The following is an 18,003-nucleotide window of genomic DNA, read 5'->3' as shown; positions in this document are numbered from 1 at the left end:
GCCATGGACCAGGAGGCACTCATGACCCACAAAGGACGGCAAAATCGAACTCGCGGAGGAAGAGGTAAAAAGGATTGTTGGTGGCTTTGCCAAGATTGCGTTTAGCCCCTCTCCCTTGGACACAAAGAGCGCGTCGGTGAAGGGCGAGTAGCGTCTGATTGCGCAATTCACTGTTGATCCACATTTCCTCGGAATCCGCCGGTGTATCGGACGAGAACCTCTCAATCCGTCGGTCGCTCCCCGATCCAGCCGTCGGTGCGCCGCGGATATCCTAGATCGCTCGGCAATACCGCAAGCAGCAGCGCGGCCGCTGTCAGGAAAAGCAGGCGGTGATTGCCGCCGCTGAAGTTGAGGAGTGCGGAGAAAGCCCGCCACTGCCATCGCCGCCGCTGATAGGATCGTGGCCCGGCTCCAGACCGCGTTTTGGCGGGCGCAAGCTCGTCACCTTGCGTGATGCCACACATTGATAAGTTCGGCCAGGATCCATCAGCGGGGTTGACCCATGATTTCACGCCTCATCCACCGCATAGACGACTTTTAGTCTCTTCTCGATACTTGCAATGCGCCGCAGGCATGTTCTTGTCATCGCATTGCGGCTGCGTGCTTGGATGACTACACGCCAATCACCAGCGTCGGGGTCAGGAATGACTGCAAGTGCCACGCCTACCGGGCAATCGCCGCAATCCCTCAACTCTTCGAGAATGATCCAGCCCAAATCACCGGCAGAAATCGGTGTCTTAGCCATCGAATCCCCCTCAGCCCGGCTACAACCTATACGCGTGCGGTTTCGGCGCAAACCCGGTCTAATTCGGAGGCCATGGCCAGTTTGCAATGCGGCGCAAGCGCATTGAACGCCGTGCCAAACTGGGCCTGATAAGCCGGGACGCGCTCCTCTCGAACTCCTACCGGCCGTAGTTTCCCGGCTGCGCTTTTTCGTCGGCCATTAAGCTGTTTCGGCTATAGGGGCAGGATGAGCCAAGATGCCGATCCGCGTCTGGAAGCCGAAGAGGCGATGCGCCACGCCGTAGCCGCTACGTGCGCCGTTGACCGCTTAAAGTGGTTGCGTGTCGCTCTGGCCTGGCAGGACCTTGCCCGGGCTCAGGTCCAGGGCCCCCGCCAACGCGGAGCATCCGCTGCATGAAGCTCACCTCCGAACGTCCCTTCGCCAACCCAGAAGCCGCAGCACGCAAGCTGGTCGAGATCGCCACGGGCATCACGCCCGTGCAGAACGGCCGCATCAACATCGAGAAGTTCAACGCGCCCTTCCTCTACACGCTGAAGCCAACGGCCCAGAGATCGGCGCCGGCATCAACTACGCGGTCGATCGCGGCTGGCTCGAGCTGCATGAGAGCGGGACCTATGCGACTGTTGAGCCAAGGCGAGGATCGCACCGAGTAAGCCAAATCGGCCCCGTGCCGCTGGAGGTCCGCACCGAATCCGCAGCACAGGGCCGAAGGGTCCGCTCAGGCCAGCCCCGAGGCAGACGGCGCCATGATGCGCGACGTAGCCGGCGTGTGCACTAAGACAAAAGATGAACCAAGAAGGAGGCCCCCGGTCGGCTTGAGGGGCCTTGGGCCAGGTCGAGGTAAGGGGTCCAGTTCGCGGCCCGCGAAGACAGGCCAGAGAAGCGGCCCCGGCAGGGGCTGGCAAGCGCCGGAGCCGCTCCATCCCTCTTGAAGCACGCCCCGCCGAGCGCAAGCCAAGCATACGGCAGATATCGAAGGCGTAAGCGTTTGTCGGCGCGGCAGCCTGACGCAGTCAAGTTGGGCTCTGGCGGGCGGAAGTCAGCCAGCGTCACCGACCACTTTGGTCAAGGCTCCTGAGATTTCAGTTGTCCACAGGCAACAGTTGGTCCGGTTCGTTAAGCGACAGGCCGATTTCATTTGCGCCACCAAAACCTCGGGGCGTAGCTTTATTGGCGCCGGGGCTGGACCATATTTCACCTATTTTTTTGACCCGGCGGGGCCGCAGCGGCATTTGACGCTGCGGCCTTTTTGCAGACTGCCAACAACCGGCGGGCCACGTTCTGGTGCTGCGGTTATGCACCGTTTATCCACAAGCAAGGATGAACCGATCACGCCCGGATCGTGAATCTGACCTTTCTGCGGATGGCGTGTGCCGCCAACCGTTCCGGTTGGGCTTTCTTTGCGATCGGCGCCGAGCGCTTTCGCCGTCCATCATCATCTGATCCATCACCTTGTCGATGTATCCGCGGCACAGAGAGCGCGGCCGTGCGCGTCCTTAAGCTTCATCACTTACGCAAATTTCGGATTCGTGTTGTCGCGCAACTGTAATTCCAGGAACGTCTCTCGCAGCCGAGCGGGATGGTCTGATGCTCGACCTGCGTACCTGCACGGTTAGGGGCCGACCGTCGAGAGATGGCGGCCCCGCCGGGGCCGGAGGTTTGATCTGTGACCGATCAGATGGCAGACCGCTTCAGCGGCCTCGGACAGCGGAAAGCCTCTGCTGATCGTAGGCCTTAGCGCCCCCTCCTTCAGAAATTCCAACAGAGTTGCGTTCGCGGCTGCCATCGTTTGTTGGGCGAAGAGTCTGAATGTGAACCCGCTTCGACGGCCAGACTTGGTCCTGCCTCTCACGCGGAACCTTGTGTTATAGTTCGGAAGAGAGAAGCATAAGATTCCGGAGGAATGGGAAATCAGCAGACAACCAAGGAGGAGACGATGGTCCGCTAATCAGCATTTATTCCTTTGCTGTGCCTTGTCTTCCCAATCACCACGCCTTGGGCCACCCACGGTGTCAAGGAAGTCGAGAATAACGGATTTCGCGCGAAATAAGTGGAACAGGGCTCCGGAGAACCAATGATTTTCGTGCATGGAGCGCCCGCCGACCTTCACGCGTGGGAGCCTATCGTTGCGGGGGCACAGTTGGTTGTGCTTCGGCAGCATTCACCGGCGCAATCTTCGAGTTCTTGTCGAAGCGTTGAGCAGAGCACTCTGGCGTCTTGATGTTCGCGCTTCTTCTCGCGGGCGTCGAACGGTTCTGATGGCTGTGCGGTTGAGCTGACTAAGTTCGAGCTGGTCACCAACCCATCGGGACCGCTAGGATCCCGCAGCCCTCCGCCATGCCGCCGATGCTGTTTGGTGGCAACTCGCTTAGACGGGTGACGTCCAGCAAGCACCTTTCTCCCACGAGTACAAATTAGACGAACGGACGAGTGGCCATTTCTGCCGCGAGCACCAAGGCAGCGCGGCTAGCGCCGGTGGTTGCAATCCCCTGGCCTGCGATGTCGTAGGCGGTGCCGTGCGCGGGCGTGCAAATCGGAAACGGAAAGCCGCCGAGCAGGGTCACGCCGCGATCGAAGCCCATCAGCTTCATCGCGATCTGTCCCTGGTCGTGATACATCGTGAGCACCGCATCGAAGGCGCCGTTCTTCGCACGGAGAAACACCGTGTCGGCCGGGAACGGCCCCTCGACGACGATGCCCTGACGCTGGCCGGCTTCGACCGCGGGCGCGATGATGTCGATCTCCTCGCGGCCGAAATTGCCGCCATCGCCGGCATGCGGATTGAGACCTGCGACCGCAATGCGCGGCCGCGCAAAGCCGGCGTTGCGCATGCAGCTGTCGGTCAGCTTGAGCGCGCGATGGATGCGCTCAACGGACAATCGCGCCGCGACGTCCTTCAGCGCGATGTGCGAGGTGACCCGCGCGTTCCAGAGCTTGCCCAGCACGTTGAACTCGCTGGCCGCAGTCTTGAGCCCGACGACTTCCGCCGAGAACGCGATTTCGTCGTCATAGTCGGCGCGCGCAAGCCGCATCGCCTGCTTGTTGAACGGAGTGAAGCAGACCGCATCGACGCGGCCATCGCGGCCAAGCTCGAGCGCGCACCGGTAGTTCGCCAGCGCGAACCGGCCGCCGGCAAGGCTCGCAACGCCGCGTTCGACATCCGCGGGGGCGAGATGGCCGAGATCGACAAATAGCGCGTCGCACTCAGCCGCGCGAAAATCAGCGCCCCGCTCCACCGTCCTCAGCTCCGGAGTAACGCCGGCGACGCGCGCGCCTTCGCCGAAGATGCGGCGGTCTCCGATCACGACCAGCCGGGCACGGGCGCGGAGATCGTCGAGCGCCACGAGCCTCGCCGTCAACTCCGGGCTGATGCCCGCGGGATCTCCCATCGCCAATGCAATGAGCGGCTTTGCGGTCATATGATCACCTTTTCCTGGCTTGTCGGCTCGGCGGCCGACGAGGTGGGCTTGCGCCAGAGACGCGTGAGCTGCAACACGAGCGGAAGCAGCAACAGCGCGATGCCGGCCACCACCAGGCTTGTCACCAGCCTGTTGGCGAAGAAGATTCCGAGCGATCCCTTGGACATCAGCATCGATTGCCGGAACGCATCCTCAGCCTTGTCGCCGATGACGATCGCGAGCACCAGCGGGGCCAGCGGATAGAACAGCTTCTTGAAGAGATAGCCGACGATCCCGAAGCCGAGCATCATGACCACATCGAGATAGGAGTTCGACACCGAATAGGCGCCGACGACGCAGATGATCACGATCAGCGGCGCGATCACGGCGAAGGGGATGCGCATCAGGGCGGCGAACACCGGCACCGTGAGCAACACCAGCGCAACGGCGACGATGTTGCCGACATACATCGAGGCGATCAGGCCCCAGACGAAATCCTTCTGGTCGACGAACAGCATTGGCCCGGGATTGAGCCCCCAGATCATCAGCCCGCCCATCATCACCGCAGCAGTGGCGGAGCCGGGAATGCCGAGCGAGAGCATCGGCAGCAGCGCACTGGTGCCGGCGGCATGATCGGCCGTCTCCGGCGAGATGATGCCTTCGACCTCGCCGGAGCCGAAATGGCGGCCACGGCGGGAGAAGCGCCGGGCGATGCCGTAGCTCATGAAGGACGCCGCGGTTGGACCGCCCGGCGTGATCCCCATCCAGCATCCGATCGCAGCACTGCGCAGTAATGCCACACCATGCCGCGGCAGGCGCGCTACCGCGCGAAACACCTCGCTCCAGTCGATCTTCGAGGAGACTGCGCGGGCATGAACCTCCTCCTCGACGGCGACCAGGAGCTCGCCGATGCCGAACAGGCCCATTACTGCAACGACGAAGCTCACGCCCTTGACGAGTTCGTCGATGCCCATCGTGAGGCGTACGCTGCCCGAGACGGTGTCGATGCCGATCGCGGCGATCGCAAATCCGATCGCGAGCGCCACGACCGTCTTGATCGGCGCCGCGCCACCCATGCCGACGAAGCTCGCAAAGGCGAGGAAATAGACCGCAAAATATTCCGGCGGCCCGAAGGCAAGCGCGACCTGCGCCACCCATGAGGCCAGGAAGGTGATCAGGATGACGCCGACCAGCGCGCCGAACGCGGCCGAGCCGAAGGCGGTGGCGAGCGCGGTCGTCGGTCGGCCGTCGCGCGCCATCGGGTAACCGTCGAAGGTGGTTGCAACCGACGACGGCTCGCCGGGGATGTTGAACAGGATCGAGGTCACGGAGCCGCCGAACAACGCGCCCCAATACATGCTGGAGAGCAGGATGATCGCCGAGACCGGCTGCATGCCGAAGGTCAGCGGCAAGAGCAGCGACACGCCATTCGGCGCGCCCAGCCCCGGCAGCACGCCGACGAGAATGCCGAGCAGCACGCCGATCACCATCAGCGCCAGATGCGGCACCGTGACCGCGATGGTGAAGCCGTGCAGGAGCTCTTGGAGATTATCCATCGGCCTCTCCGTCAGAACCCGAACGCGACGGCGAGCGCGCCATGCGGCAGCGTCACCTGGAACACGCGCTCGAACACGACGTAGAGCGCGAGCGCTGTCGCCCCCGCCATCGCCAGCGCTCGCGGCACGGATTGATGGCCGGGGATCGCGAGCACCGCAAAGATATAGATGGCGGAGGCGAGATACATCCCGAGCAGCGGAATGGCCGCAACGAAGATCGCGGCCGGAACGAACAGGCTTGCGAGCCGACGCAGCTCGGTCGGTGTGATCGCCACGGGAACGCTCGCGAGAGTCACGGCCGGCAACGCGCCGCGCACGAGATTGTAGAGGCTGCCAAGAACGATGATGACACCTGTCAGGAACGGGAACGTGCCCGCGTCCACGCCCGCGCTCGACCATCCGATCCCGTTGTCGAGGCTGGAGACGACCACCGCAACACCAAAGCTGCCGGTGAGCACGGCGGTCGAAAGTTCAAGGGCGCGGCGCGATATCATCGAGGGCTCCAGTCCGACAGGAGACATCAGGATTGCAGCTTAGGCTTTCACTTGATGAGCCAGCCCTGCTCGCTCGCCACCTGCTTGAGGTGCTCGAGGTCCTCCTTGATGAACTTGTCGAAGTCGCTGCCGATCAGGAACGTGTCGACCTGGGAGGTCTTCTCGATGTAGTCCTTCCATTCCGGTGTCGCCTGCACCTTCTTCATGAGGTCGACATAGAACGCAGTCTGGTCCGGTGTGACCTTGCCGGGCAGCCACACCGTGCGCGGCTGCTCATATTGCCTGATGTCGAGGCCTTGCTCGACGCAGGTCGGAACGTCGCTCCAGCCTTCGGTCGCGGTGATCTTCGGGCCCTGCGGCAACCGTTTCGGGCTGAAGGCGCAGAGCGGGCGCTGTGTTCCGCCACGCCATTGTCCCAGGCTTTCGCTGGGATTGTTGACGTGGGAATCGATGTGCCCCCCGGCGAGCTGCACGGCGGCCTCGGCGCCGCTCTTGAAGGGGATGTAGGTCAGTTTGACGTGACCGGCCTTCTCGATCATTCGGGTCAGCACCTCGTCGGTGTCTTTTGACTGTGCGCCGCCCATCTTGAATTCGCTCGATGCCGCCGCCTTCAGATAGTCGCCTGCCGTCTTGTAGGGCGCGTCCTGCTTGACCCAGAGCAAAAACTCGTCCTGCGCCATTGCCGCAATGGGGGTGAGGTCGGTGTAGTTGAAGGCGACCTTGGAGACGAGAGGCTGCTGCCAGGCATTCGACGTGCCGAAGATCAGCTTGTAGGGATCGCCCGCCGAGGCCTTGCCATAGACATAGCCTTCGGCGCCGCTGCCACCGCCCTTGTTGACGACGACGATCGGCTGCTCGGTCAACTTGTACTTGGTGATGATGTTCTGCACCGCGCGCGCAAGATTGTCGGTGCCGCCACCCGGCCCTGCCGTGGCGACGAACTCGATCGGCTTCTGCGGTTGCCAGGCCGGAAAAGCCGGCATCGTGCCTGCGAGGATGACCGCGGCTGCGGAAAGCAGAAGTGTCGACGTGCTGCGCATGATATCCTCCGGCTGATTTTTTGCTTTTTGTCTGTTGTTCTTGTCTGTCGTATCGACGCGCGGTCAGGCGACTCGTTCCTCGCGCCTCGTGGACGCCGAAACGATTGCGCCCTGTTTTTCGAGCGCTTCGATCTGCTCTTCATCGAATCCGTATTCCGTCAGCACCTCGCGCGTATGCTCGCCATAGACGGGGGCACCGGAACGGACCTTGCCGGGCGTCTCCGAGAATTTGACCGGAAGCCCGATGGTCTTTACCGGGCCGAGGGTCGAATGCTCGACCTCGACGACCATCTCGCGCGCCAGCGTCTGCGGATCGCTCAGGGCTTGCAGCATGTCGTGCACGGGTCCGCACGGCACGCCCTTGTTATCCAGGGCCGCAAGCCAATGCGCTCGCGTCCTGGTGCGGAAGCGTTCGCTCAAAACCTCCTCGAGCTCCTTCAGATGCGCCATGCGGTCGGCGCCGGTGACGAAGCGGGGATCGGATGCGAGCTCGCTCGCGCCGAGGGCCGCCAGCATCAACAGCCAATGCTTCTTGTTGGCGCCGCCGACCACCAGCCAGCCGTCGGAAGCTTCGAAGGCTTGATACGGCGCATTGAGCGGATGCGCCGAGCCCATCGCACGCGGCGCCGTGCCCGCGGCGAGCGCAATCGTCGATTGCCAATAGGTCTGCACCAGGGCCGCTTCATAGAGCGAGGTCTCGACCCACTGCCCTTCGCCGGTCTTCAGGCGATGCGCGTAGGCCGCAAGGATGCCCATGCTCGCGAGCAGGCCGGCGGTGATATCGGACAGCGGCGGGCCGCATTTCACCGGCGGACCATCGGGGCGCTCGCCGGTAAAACTCATGATACCGCTCATCGCCTGCGCGACGAGATCGAAGCCACGACGGTCTTTATAGGGACCCGTGCGGCCAAAGCCCGAGAGCGAGCAATAGATCAGCGCTGGATACTCTCTGTGCAGGTCCTCGTAACCAAAACCGAGACGCTCCATCGCACCCGGCGCAAAATTCTCGACCAGCACGTCGGCGCTCGCGATCAGCCGTCGCAGCACCTCCTTGCCGCCGGCGGTCTTCAGATCCAGCACGATGCCGCGCTTGTTCCGATTCATCATCAGGAAAGAGGCGGCCTCGTCACCGATCTTTGGCGGCACCGAATGACGGGTGTCATCGCCGTTCGGCCATTTCTCGATCTTGATGACGTCAGCGCCCATGTCGGCGAGCATCAAGGTGCAAGTCGGCCCGGCCATGACATGGGTGAGATCGATGACCTTGAGGCCGGCCAACGGTCCCATGGGGCGAGCGGTGGAGTGCGATTGATCCTTTTTCATTCGGCTCGTCCTATTGGCCGCGCCATTGCGGGGCGCGCTTGTTGAGGAAGGCATCGAGCCCTTCGCGAAAATCCTGGCTCGTGTAGCACATCAGGATGAGGTCCTCGCCCTCCTCCCGGGGCAGCCGCTTTTGCAAGCGGGCCACCGCCTGCTTCGTCGCGTTCAGCGTCAGCGGCGCGTGGCTGGCGAGCAGGCGGGCGACCTCGCCGGCACGCTTGTCGAGTGCCGCAATGTCCTCAACGACCTCGCTGAGCAGGCCGACGCTTGCAGCTTCCACGGAATCAATGAGGCGCGCGGTGAAGATCAGATCCTTGACGCGCGCGGCACCAATGAGCGCAGTGAGACGGCTGACATTGGACATCGACAGGCAGTTGCCGAGGGTTCGCGCGATGGGAAATCCGATACGCGCGCTCTTCGTGCCGATGCGCAGATCGCAGGCCGCGGCGATCCCCGCCCCTCCGCCGGTGCAGAAGCCGTTGATCGCCGCGATCGTCGGCACCCGGCATTGCTCGAGCGTGGTGAGCACGCGATCGATCCGGTTCTCGTAATCGAGCGCGTCCTGCGGCGTCCTGAATTCGCGGAACTGATTGATGTCCGTGCCCGAGGCGAAGGCCTTGTCGCCCGCTCCTCGCAGCAACAGCACCTTGATGGAATGATCGCTGTTGGCTTCCTGGCAAATTGCGGCGAGCCGCTCATACATCGCGAAGGTGAAGGCATTCCGGGCCTGCGGGCGGTTGAAAGTGATCCACCCGATGCCGTCCTCACGCTCGAAAACGAGGCCTTCCGCCTCTGCGACCTGGAGGTCCATTTCCTCTTGTCCCTTTTGTCCTTTTCCATTTTTTGAATGCAAAATTTGACATTTTCAAGCTGGAACTTCTGTATTTTAGTCTATAGTCTCATTTTTGCATGCAAACTTGAGCCTTGTCCTATGCTTCATGAGGACGTCGTCAGCCGCATCCGCGCCATTCTGCTCGACGGCGAAATACCGCCGGGCGCACGAATACCCGAGCGCGAGCTGTGCGAGCGGCTCCAGATCTCGCGCACGCCGCTGCGCGAGGCGCTCAAGGTGCTCGCCGCCGAGGGTCTCGTGCAACTGCTGCCTCATCGCGGCTCGCGCGCGGCGAAGCTGACTGACAGGGACATGCGCGACCTCTTCGAGGTCTGCCAGGGCCTTGAGGCGCTTGCCGGCGAGCTCGCCAGCGAGCGCATCACCGATAGCGAGATCGACGAGATTGCCGCCGCGCATGCGGCGATGGTGCAGAACTATCGCGAAGGCGATTTGATCCGATACTATCGCGGCAATCGCGCCATCCACGAAGCGATCGTCGCCGCGGCCGGCAATCCCGTGCTCGCGGGACTCTATGCTTCGGTCACGGCGCGCATTCGCCGCGCCCGCTACGTCACGCCGATGACGCCGCAACGTTGGGCCCGCGCCGTCCAGGAGCACGAAGCAATCCTCAACGCGCTGCAGCGGCGCGACGGCGTCGGCCTCTCCCACATCCTGCGCGCCCATCTCCGCCACAAGCGCGACGAGGTTTTGCAAGCGGGATTTGCCGAGACGAATAACGGCGATCGCACGCAGTGCATTGCGTGAGGACTTGCCGCCTCACGTTCCGAGCCGCCCCCCCGTTTCATCAAGCGCCCGCATCTTGACCGTGACGCGCAGCCCCGACTGTTCGGCACCAACCATATTCTCGAGCGCGATCGAGCCGCCTAACCGGTCGACAATCCCTTTCACGATCGAAAGACCGAGCCCGGCCCCTTCGCCGCTCGCTTGCCGGCCGCGTAAGAACGGCTCGAATATTCGCTCGAGATCCGGCGGTGCAATCCCGGGCCCCGTGTCTTCGATCTGGACGACGGCCGATCCGGCCTCGCTAAAAACGCCGATATCGACCCTGCCACCGTCGGGCGTGAACTTCACCGCATTTTCGACCAGGTTTCGGATGACCGACGCGAGAGCCAATGAATCGCCGTGCACGGCGACGGCTTGGACCAGCGTAAAGCCGAGATCGATCCGGTGCGCCGCTGCTTCCGGCAATAGATCGGCAACGACATCCTTGGTAATCTTGTCCAGATCGACCGTCTCGCTGGCTTCCGCCGGCGCCAAATCCTGGCGGGCGAGCGCCAGGAGTTGCTCCAGCAAATGCTTCACCCGCCGCATGCCGCTCTTCAGGGTATCGAGGCGATCGCGCGCCCCCGCCGGCATGTCGAGAGGATCGAGATTTTCGGCCTGCAAGCTGAGCGCGGTGATGGGCGTCCGCAGCTCGTGGGCAGCATCCGCAATAAAACGTCGCTGCTGCTCCATCGTCGCGTGGCTCCGCACAAGCAATCCGTTGATCGAGGCAAGAAACGGCTGAAGCTCACTCGGCGCACCCGTCACTTTGAGTTGACCCGTATCATCGGCCCTCCTCGCGTCGAGCTCGTCCGCGAGGCGAACCATCGGCCGTAGGGATCGTGCGATGACGACCGCAATCACCAGCATCAGGCATGGCACAAGCGCTGCGATTGGCAGCAAGCTGCGCACTGCCATGTCGGCCGCGAGCTCGGTGCGGATTTCGGTACCTTGCGTCACCGCAAACCGGCTGCCGTCCGGCCGCGTTCGCAGCAGAGCGCGGACTGGCTGACCCTGATAGACATCGTTGTGCAATCCGTCTTTGAGACTCCAGAGTCGACGGTTGTCGACGGGACCGCGCGGCGCGTCTCCCAGCTCGACGACCGCAACCTCGGAGTCCGCATCGACCCCACGTACGGGCGCGCTCTGCCTGAGCGGCGCACTCAGCGCAAATGTTCCGATCTGCATCAGGACGGAATCCTGAATCTCAATTGCTTCGCTATAGGCCCACATGTACGCAAATGTGCCACCGACCGCGCTGGTCACAATGATGATCGCCGCAAGTCCGATGAGAAGGCGACCGCGCAGCGACTCGATCATTTTGAACGGTCCACCATCCAGCCGACGCCGCGAACGTTCCTGATCGCCGTGACGCCGACCTTCTTGCGAACGGCATGGATCAGGAACTCGACAGCGTTGCTTTCCACCTCTTCGCTCCAGCCGTAGATGTGACGTTCAAGCTCGCCCCGGGAAAGGATGATTCCCGGACGCAGAAGAAGAGCCTGAAGCAGGGCGAATTCGCGAGCGCTGAGAATTGCCTTCTCGCCGAGAAAGGTAGCCTCGCGCGTCACCGGGTCGAGCTGAAGCTTCCCGTTGGTCAGGATCGGCGCGGCTCCACTGCCCTCGCGCCTGATCACGGCCCGCATGCGCGCCAACAGTTCCCTGATTTCGAAAGGCTTGATGAGATAATCGTCGGCGCCGAGATCGAGGCCGCGAATGCGATCGTCTAGGGCATCCCGCGCCGTGAGGATGATCACCGGCAAGCGCGCGTTGCGGGCGCGCACGATCTTCAGGACGTCGAGACCGTCGACGGCCGGCAGCCCGAGATCAAGCAGCACAATGTCATACGTCTCGTTGCGAGTCGCCTCGATCGCGAGGTTGCCGTCCCGCACCCAGTCGACCGCGTAGGCGGCATCCCGTAGCGCCTCTACGACGGCGGCGCCGATCATCTTGTCGTCTTCTGCGAGGAGGACGCGCATCACGCGGCGAGCCGGCCCTCTGCCGAGGCAACTGCGGTTATCGGCAGCAGCGCAGGGCTCGCGGCGTGGAGTGAACGGAACATCAATCCTCTCCTGTTCCCCGCCGGACTGTGGCGGCCCAAACTTAGGAGAGACTTAGGATGTTCCGCAAGTCCTGCCCCGCCTCCGAGACCTCCTAAGGCGGAGCTAAGTCTGCCTATGCACATTCGCTTCGGATCGATCTCCCATTCTCCCGCACAGGAGCCTAGCGACGTGCCTTATGATTTGCGCATCGATAGTGGAATGCTGAACAAGGTCCCCGAGGTCACCCTCGTCTTCTGGGCGATCAAGATCATGTCGACCACCGTCGGCGAGACGGGAGCGGACTATCTCACCGTTCATGTCGGCCTTGGGACGACAGTAACCGGACTTCTCATGGCCGGCTTCCTGCTCGCAGCGCTGGTGGTGCAACTGAGGATGAACCGCAACGTCCCTTGGATTTACTGGCTGACGGTCGTTCTGCTCAGCATCGTCGGCACGCAGATCACCGATGCGCTCACTGACAAGCTCGAGATCAGCCTCTACGTTAGCACCGCGGCGTTCGCGACGACCCTGACAGCGATCTTCGCCGTCTGGTACGCGGTGGAACGGACATTGTCGATCCACACCATCGTCACAATGCGGCGTGAACTCTTCTACTGGGCGGCCATCCTCTTCACTTTCGCCCTCGGCACCGCCGCTGGAGATCTTGCGACCGAAGCACTGGGGCTGGGCTTCAATGTCGGCGTCGCGGCGTTCGCTGCGCTGATTGCGGCGATCGGCGCCGCTTATGCGCTCGGCGCCAACGCAGTACTGACCTTCTGGCTCGCCTACATCCTGACGCGCCCGCTCGGCGCTTCGCTCGGCGATCTTCTGTCCCAGTCCCGCGACTATGGCGGGCTTGGTCTCGGCACGATCTACACCAGCCTCGTTTTCCTCGCGATCATCTTTGCGCTGGTCGCGTGGCTGACGTTTGAGCGCGCCCGGAGCCGCAGCGCCTTCGTCGGCGAATGAATTCCCCATCCGGACGCTGCAAATCCACCATCCAAGGAGTGCAACCATGACAATATCCAAATGCGCCACGGCAATCTTTGCAGTCACCCTCGCTCAATCCTTTCCTTACGGTGAGAGCGCAGTCTCCCTCCTCCCCCGGGCGGAAGCTGCTCAACCTAAGCTTGGTGACCTGATTCCATTCCGCAGCATCGCCGCCGACGTGGCGGCTCTCGTCGACAAGGGCGACCTCGCTGGCGCAAAAACGCGCATCAAGGACCTGGAGACCCGATGGGACGAGGCGGAAGCGGGACTGAAGCCACGCGCGGCAGCTGACTGGCACACCGTCGACAAGGCTATCGATCGGGCTCTCGAGGCGCTTCGCGAAAGCAATCCTGACACCGAAAAATGCAAAAAGGCGCTCGCCGACCTGCTGTCGGTCATGGATTCGATGAAGGCCTGAGGCCTCTCCCGTCATCTCGAACATCATCCGGTGATGGTTCCGACCGTCGCCGACCTCTTCCTGGAGTAAGGTCCTCATGAATTTAATGAACGACAACGCTGTCGCCAATGACGTCGGCAAAGTCCCTGCGGTCACGCTGGGTTTTTGGATCATCAAGATTCTGGCAACGACACTCGGCGAAACCGGTGGCGATGCCGTGACCATGTCGATGGATCTCGGTTATCTCGTCGGCACCGCAATATTCGCCATCGCGTTCGCTGTCGCTGTCGCCGCACAGATGGCAGCCAAGCGGTTCCATCCATTTCTATATTGGGCCGTCATTGTCGCCACCACGACCGTCGGCACGACATTCGCCGACTTCGTCGATCGATCGCTCGGCATCGGTTATCTCGGTGGCTCGTCTCTACTCGCGGGTCTGCTCGTTGCATCACTCGCAATCTGGTACCGAACGATGGGGTCGGTCTCGATCGCATCGATCAACAGCAAGACGGCTGAGACCTTCTATTGGATCACGATCCTATTCTCGCAGACGCTTGGAACGGCCCTTGGCGACTGGATGGCGGATTCGACGGGGCTCGGCTATCGCGGCGGTGCCATCGTCTTCGCCGCCGGCATTGCGATCGTTGCCGCCGCTTACTTGTGGACCAGAACGTCCCGCACTCTGTTATTCTGGATCGCGTTCGTGCTGACCAGGCCGCTCGGCGCGACCGTCGGCGATTTCCTGGACAAGCCGCTGGATCACGGCGGCATGGCTCTCAGTCGCTACACGGCCTCCATTGCCCTGGCGTTCGCGATTGCAGCGCTTGTATTTGCCCTGCCGCAGCGAGCAGGACAGCACGCCTAATTCTCAGTTGGTCTAAGGGGATCTTTTTCGATTTGCTCCGGCTGTGGCCTTCCCAACCGAAGCCGCTTTGGGCCAGCGAATGCTACCCTCACAAGCAGACCGACCACGGTCGGCTGCGGCTCGTGGGGTAATCGACTAAGTAAAATCACCCAACGAAGTTGCATGTCCGGTCGGCGTGAAGCCGGCCCTGCCAGTTTTCCCCGCGTGTCGGTCATCTGCACATCAAAACGAACCGATATCTGATCCGTGTGACCTGCGCTCGGGCACCGATCCCGCCCATCGCCGCGGATCAGACTCCCGCGTGCGCCAAGTGCCGAAGGTCGACGCGCTTAAGACGTAGCGAGCCTGCCGGCTAGTAGAGCCTCAGGCCCGCTACCCCTACCGCCAGATTGACACCAAATTGTCCCTCGACCGACAACGGTTGCAGCGAGATCGTACGGTGGGATCCTCCTACAAGCACATTGGCGCCAAGTCCCAAACCCAGCGACGCGTTGCCGCTTGCACCTACGAAAGTCCCACGCAGCGCGCCTGGCCCGATATGGCTCGTCGGCGCAAGCCCCCCAGAATAGCCTCCCCCCTCCCGTGACGCCGACATCCAAACCCAGGCGAGTAATCCTGCCCCTTATTCGATCACCTCATCGGCGCGTACAATCAACGCCACGGGTGGCTCTAATCCGAGAGCCTTGGCAGTCTTTAGGTTTATGAAGAGTTCCACCCGTGTCGAAAGTTGCACGGCAAGATTGGCCGGCTTCTCGCCGTTGAGTATTCGTCCGGCGTAGATTCCCGCATGATAATAGGAATCCTTGATGTCGCCGCCGAAGCTCATTATGCCGCCAGCTGCCACAAAGTCTCGGTACTGATAGACGGCCGGAAGCTTGAATTCGAGGGACTTCGCGCCCAACACCATGGCGCGGCTCGTAAACAGCGGGTCTGTGCCAATCACTATGCCGGCGACGAGCCCGGCAGCGTTCTGGAAGGTTGCCTCGATCTCCTCGTCCGTGTTCGCGTGAAATGTAGTCAGCTTGATACCCAAGGCTTCGGCCGCGGCTCTTACTTCGCTCTCAACTGAGGACGTGAGCGGATTAGTCGGGTTCGTCAGTAGTCCAAGCGAAGTCCTGCTCGGCAACAGCTCGTGCAGAAGTTCCAGCCGTTTCGGCGCTGTATCGACGTTGATATGCGCCGCGCCAGTTACATTTCCGCCCGGGCTATTGAGGCTAGCCACCAGCCCGGTCCTAACCGGGTCGCCGCCGATCGCGAATACGATAGGGATAATTGAGGTCGCCGACTTTGCCGCCACCGCCGACGGTGTTGCTGCTGCTAAGATCAGGCTAACCCGTCGATCGGCTAGCTTGGCGGCCAGCGCGGGGAGCCGATCATAGTGATCGTCAGCCCATGCGTATTCGAAGCCAACGCTCTTTCCCTCGAAATAGCCGGTTTCGCTCAGCCCTTTCCGGAAGGCGGCTATCATTGGACTATAGTCGTCGGCCGTTGAGCTTCCTAGGATGCCGATAACCGGGGGCGACTGCTGTGCGCGCGCGTCGATCTGCGACAATGTGACGACGCTTGATACTACAAGCTTAGTGAACTCCCGCCGCCGCATATATCGCTCTTCTAAGGACCACGCTAATGGATACGAGATTACCACCGTGGCGGCGGGCCTGTGGGAGCAAAAAGGATATCTTTGGGTTATGTGCATTTTCACTTGATCAAGCGTATGGCGGCATGCGTCGACGCGGAATGTTCCGCCGCCCCAGGTCACAAGCGGCGGTCAAGGCAAGCGCACTCGGCGTCCGGCTAACCGCCGATCGCCGCCGTGACAATGGCTTGAGCGCGGTTGAGCTTAGGGCAACATCGAACTCATGCAGCGCAGGATCATTCAATAACCTCGTCGCCGCGGGTCATGATTGACGGCGGGATCGTAAGGCCGAGCATCTTTGCAGTCTTGAGATTTAATCTCAGCTCGAATTTAGTCGGCACCTGAACCGGAAGCTCTGCCGGGTTCATGCCGTGGAGGATGCGATCGACGTAGAGGGCGGCCCCAACAAACAGGTCATCGTCTACTGGGCCATACGAGAGTAGCCCGCCCTGTTCGGTAGGAAGCGTTCGATCTGAAACCGAAGGAACATGGTGTTGCGTTGCCAGCGATATGACCTTTGCACGATGGACAAACATAAATCCATCCGATTGAACGACGAGACCTCCGCCGGGCTCCCATCCACGCATCGCAATCGCCGTTTCGATGGCGCGCGACAACGCAATCGCAATGGCGAAACTCGCGAGAAGAGTGATGAATTCCCGCCGCCTCATATTCGTCCCATCGTTCAAGAAACGACATTATAGCGGCTCCCGAGCACCTTGATAGAACCGAACTGGCATCCCCTCGTCGCAGTTGGGGCAAAATGCGAAGAACTCAGCGGGAGCAAATTCAGTCAGCGATGCCCCACTGAGCGGACCTCAATGAGCACGGCCGCCACTTCGCTGATGGGCAACAAGTTGACGTCGAGTTCAAGCATGCGCCGGATTTGGTCCTGCAGTGGTCCCGGGCGCATGGTAAGATGACCAGGCAGCTAAGAGATTGTTACTGCCACATCTTTAACGGTTGTCGGATGGCAAAGCGGGGGAAAAAAGCCGACTTGCGGGGCCCGAGGGGGCGCACTGTTACCGCCCGATCGGCGTTCAATGTGTTGCAGGGCCGAGAGCAAGACATCACCATGATCGATGGGCTGATTGAACGGATCAATCGAGCCGGATCGACACTTGTTATCACCGGCGAGCCGGGAATTGGCAAATCTGCGCTCCTCGAAAGGGCTAGGCACCAGGCCAGAGAACGCGGTGTCTCGGTGCTGAGCATGACCGGCGTTCTCGCCGAAGTCCACCTGCCGTATGCAGCCCTCGAACAAGCACTGCGCCCCCTTATGGAGCGCGCTTCGGATTTGGCTCCTCGCCAGCGATCCGCATTGCTGACCGCCTTCGGCATGCATGATGACCTAGGCTCGCCCGACATCTTTCTCGTGGCGCTCGCCATGTTGAATCTTTTGACCGAAAGCGCGATACACAAGCCTATCCTTCTTATCGCCGACGATGCGCAATGGCTGGACCAGGCAACCTTTGACGTGCTCGCCTTTGTATCGCGCAGGCTGAGTTCGGATCCCATCGTTCTCCTCGTGGCTATGCGCGACGGGTTCAGTCGCTCCTTCGGAGATGCTTCTACCATTCGGCACCGACTGTCGGGACTTGACGATGCCGACGCCGAGCGCCTGCTGGACTTCCACGCACCAGGCCTTTCTGTCGGCCTGCGGCACCGCTTCCTCAAAGAGGCTGCCGGCAACCCACTGGCGCTCGTGGAACTGCCGCGTGGCGAGCGGGCAGCGGATGCCCAAGGCACCCCGTGGCTTCCGCTGACGGAGCGCCTGGAGCGCGCCTTCTCAAATCGCGTGTCCGATCTTCCTGATACGACCCGTACTCTATTGTTCGTGGCGGCGGAAAACGATGGAACGTCACTCCACGAAACCCTGCACGCCGGTGAAGCGGTACTGGGTGA

The 18,003-nt window shown here is 61.9% G+C and carries 19 protein-coding genes; 6 read left to right on the top strand and 13 right to left on the bottom strand.

The features are described from left to right. Positions 1 to 508: 508 nt before the first annotated feature. The gene (locus Q3C01_RS18380) at positions 509 to 745 is read right to left on the bottom strand and encodes a hypothetical protein (RefSeq protein ID WP_458146715.1); all 237 of its coding nucleotides are present in this window, start codon (positions 743 to 745) and stop codon (positions 509 to 511) included. Positions 746 to 1,137: 392 nt separating this feature from the next. Between Q3C01_RS18380 and Q3C01_RS18375 the strand changes: the two genes are divergently transcribed. Then, positions 1,138 to 1,398, top strand: coding sequence for a hypothetical protein (locus Q3C01_RS18375; RefSeq protein ID WP_458146714.1), 261 nt, complete (start codon positions 1,138 to 1,140; stop codon positions 1,396 to 1,398). A 959-nt stretch (positions 1,399 to 2,357) separates the two neighbouring features. Here the strand turns inward: Q3C01_RS18375 and Q3C01_RS18370 are convergent. The 7 genes from Q3C01_RS18370 to Q3C01_RS18340 all read right to left on the bottom strand — a co-directional run bounded on the left by Q3C01_RS18370 (position 2,358) and on the right by Q3C01_RS18340 (position 9,364). Beyond that, complete coding sequence (locus tag Q3C01_RS18370; RefSeq protein ID WP_458146713.1) at positions 2,358 to 2,597, bottom strand: zinc-binding dehydrogenase; 240 nt, start codon at positions 2,595 to 2,597, stop codon at positions 2,358 to 2,360. Positions 2,598 to 3,159: 562 nt separating this feature from the next. Continuing rightward, on the bottom strand, positions 3,160 to 4,164 hold the full coding sequence (locus tag Q3C01_RS18365; protein WP_458146712.1) for a 4-hydroxythreonine-4-phosphate dehydrogenase PdxA: 1,005 nt from the start codon (positions 4,162 to 4,164) through the stop codon (positions 3,160 to 3,162). After that, positions 4,161 to 5,699 carry a tripartite tricarboxylate transporter permease gene (locus Q3C01_RS18360; protein ID WP_458146711.1) on the bottom strand — a complete coding sequence of 513 codons (1,539 nt, stop codon included), beginning with the start codon at positions 5,697 to 5,699 and terminating at the stop codon, positions 4,161 to 4,163. Before Q3C01_RS18360 ends, Q3C01_RS18365 begins: the two co-directional genes overlap by 4 nt. A gap of 11 nt (positions 5,700 to 5,710) precedes the next feature. After that, complete coding sequence (locus tag Q3C01_RS18355; protein WP_458146710.1) at positions 5,711 to 6,193, bottom strand: tripartite tricarboxylate transporter TctB family protein; 483 nt, start codon at positions 6,191 to 6,193, stop codon at positions 5,711 to 5,713. 47 nt (positions 6,194 to 6,240) lie between these two features. Next, positions 6,241 to 7,233, bottom strand: coding sequence for a Bug family tripartite tricarboxylate transporter substrate binding protein (locus Q3C01_RS18350; RefSeq protein ID WP_458146709.1), 993 nt, complete (start codon positions 7,231 to 7,233; stop codon positions 6,241 to 6,243). Between the two features lie 63 nt (positions 7,234 to 7,296). Beyond that, complete coding sequence (locus Q3C01_RS18345; protein ID WP_458146708.1) at positions 7,297 to 8,556, bottom strand: CaiB/BaiF CoA transferase family protein; 1,260 nt, start codon at positions 8,554 to 8,556, stop codon at positions 7,297 to 7,299. Positions 8,557 to 8,566: 10 nt separating this feature from the next. Continuing rightward, positions 8,567 to 9,364: an enoyl-CoA hydratase/isomerase family protein gene (locus Q3C01_RS18340; RefSeq protein WP_458146707.1), complete on the bottom strand. Its 798-nt coding sequence runs from the start codon at positions 9,362 to 9,364 to the stop codon at positions 8,567 to 8,569. A gap of 120 nt (positions 9,365 to 9,484) precedes the next feature. On the opposite strand from Q3C01_RS18340, the gene Q3C01_RS18335 reads away from it, so the two are divergent. Then, positions 9,485 to 10,150 (top strand): GntR family transcriptional regulator, encoded by a 666-nt coding sequence (locus Q3C01_RS18335; RefSeq protein WP_458146706.1) that lies wholly within the window; start codon positions 9,485 to 9,487, stop codon positions 10,148 to 10,150. 12 nt (positions 10,151 to 10,162) lie between these two features. On the opposite strand, the gene Q3C01_RS18330 is transcribed toward Q3C01_RS18335, so the two are convergent. Both Q3C01_RS18330 and Q3C01_RS18325 read right to left on the bottom strand, forming a co-directional pair. Beyond that, complete coding sequence (locus tag Q3C01_RS18330; protein ID WP_458146705.1) at positions 10,163 to 11,488, bottom strand: ATP-binding protein; 1,326 nt, start codon at positions 11,486 to 11,488, stop codon at positions 10,163 to 10,165. Next, positions 11,485 to 12,147: a response regulator transcription factor gene (locus Q3C01_RS18325; RefSeq protein WP_458146805.1), complete on the bottom strand. Its 663-nt coding sequence runs from the start codon at positions 12,145 to 12,147 to the stop codon at positions 11,485 to 11,487. Before Q3C01_RS18325 ends, Q3C01_RS18330 begins: the two co-directional genes overlap by 4 nt. Positions 12,148 to 12,429: 282 nt before the next feature. Between Q3C01_RS18325 and Q3C01_RS18320 the strand changes: the two genes are divergently transcribed. The 3 genes from Q3C01_RS18320 (at position 12,430) to Q3C01_RS18310 (ending at position 14,462) form a co-directional block, all read left to right on the top strand. Further along, positions 12,430 to 13,179 carry a COG4705 family protein gene (locus tag Q3C01_RS18320; protein ID WP_458146804.1) on the top strand — a complete coding sequence of 250 codons (750 nt, stop codon included), beginning with the start codon at positions 12,430 to 12,432 and terminating at the stop codon, positions 13,177 to 13,179. Between the two features lie 46 nt (positions 13,180 to 13,225). Next, a complete protein-coding gene (locus Q3C01_RS18315) occupies positions 13,226 to 13,618 on the top strand; it encodes a hypothetical protein (protein ID WP_458146704.1) in 393 nt (130 codons plus the stop codon). An 85-nt stretch (positions 13,619 to 13,703) separates the two neighbouring features. Further along, positions 13,704 to 14,462, top strand: a complete 759-nt coding sequence (locus tag Q3C01_RS18310; RefSeq protein WP_458146803.1) for a COG4705 family protein — start codon at positions 13,704 to 13,706, stop codon at positions 14,460 to 14,462. Positions 14,463 to 14,814: 352 nt separating this feature from the next. Here Q3C01_RS18310 and Q3C01_RS18305 read toward each other — a convergent pair whose 3' ends face one another. From Q3C01_RS18305 to Q3C01_RS18295, 3 genes are all read right to left on the bottom strand, one after another. Beyond that, on the bottom strand, positions 14,815 to 15,057 hold the full coding sequence (locus Q3C01_RS18305; protein WP_458146703.1) for a DUF992 domain-containing protein: 243 nt from the start codon (positions 15,055 to 15,057) through the stop codon (positions 14,815 to 14,817). A gap of 27 nt (positions 15,058 to 15,084) precedes the next feature. Continuing rightward, the gene (locus Q3C01_RS18300; protein WP_458146702.1) at positions 15,085 to 16,062 is read right to left on the bottom strand and encodes an ABC transporter substrate-binding protein; all 978 of its coding nucleotides are present in this window, start codon (positions 16,060 to 16,062) and stop codon (positions 15,085 to 15,087) included. A 272-nt stretch (positions 16,063 to 16,334) separates the two neighbouring features. Beyond that, positions 16,335 to 16,769, bottom strand: a complete 435-nt coding sequence (locus Q3C01_RS18295) for an ABC transporter substrate binding protein (protein ID WP_458146701.1) — start codon at positions 16,767 to 16,769, stop codon at positions 16,335 to 16,337. Between the two features lie 404 nt (positions 16,770 to 17,173). Here Q3C01_RS18295 and Q3C01_RS18290 point away from each other — a divergent pair. Then, positions 17,174 to 18,003: AAA family ATPase (locus Q3C01_RS18290; protein WP_458146700.1), on the top strand; the 830-nt coding region annotated here is incomplete at its 3' end.

The organism is Bradyrhizobium sp. UFLA05-109 (genome assembly GCF_054185165.1).
Note: the sequence above shows the minus strand (reverse complement) of the source record. Positions and strands in the feature narration are given on the sequence as shown.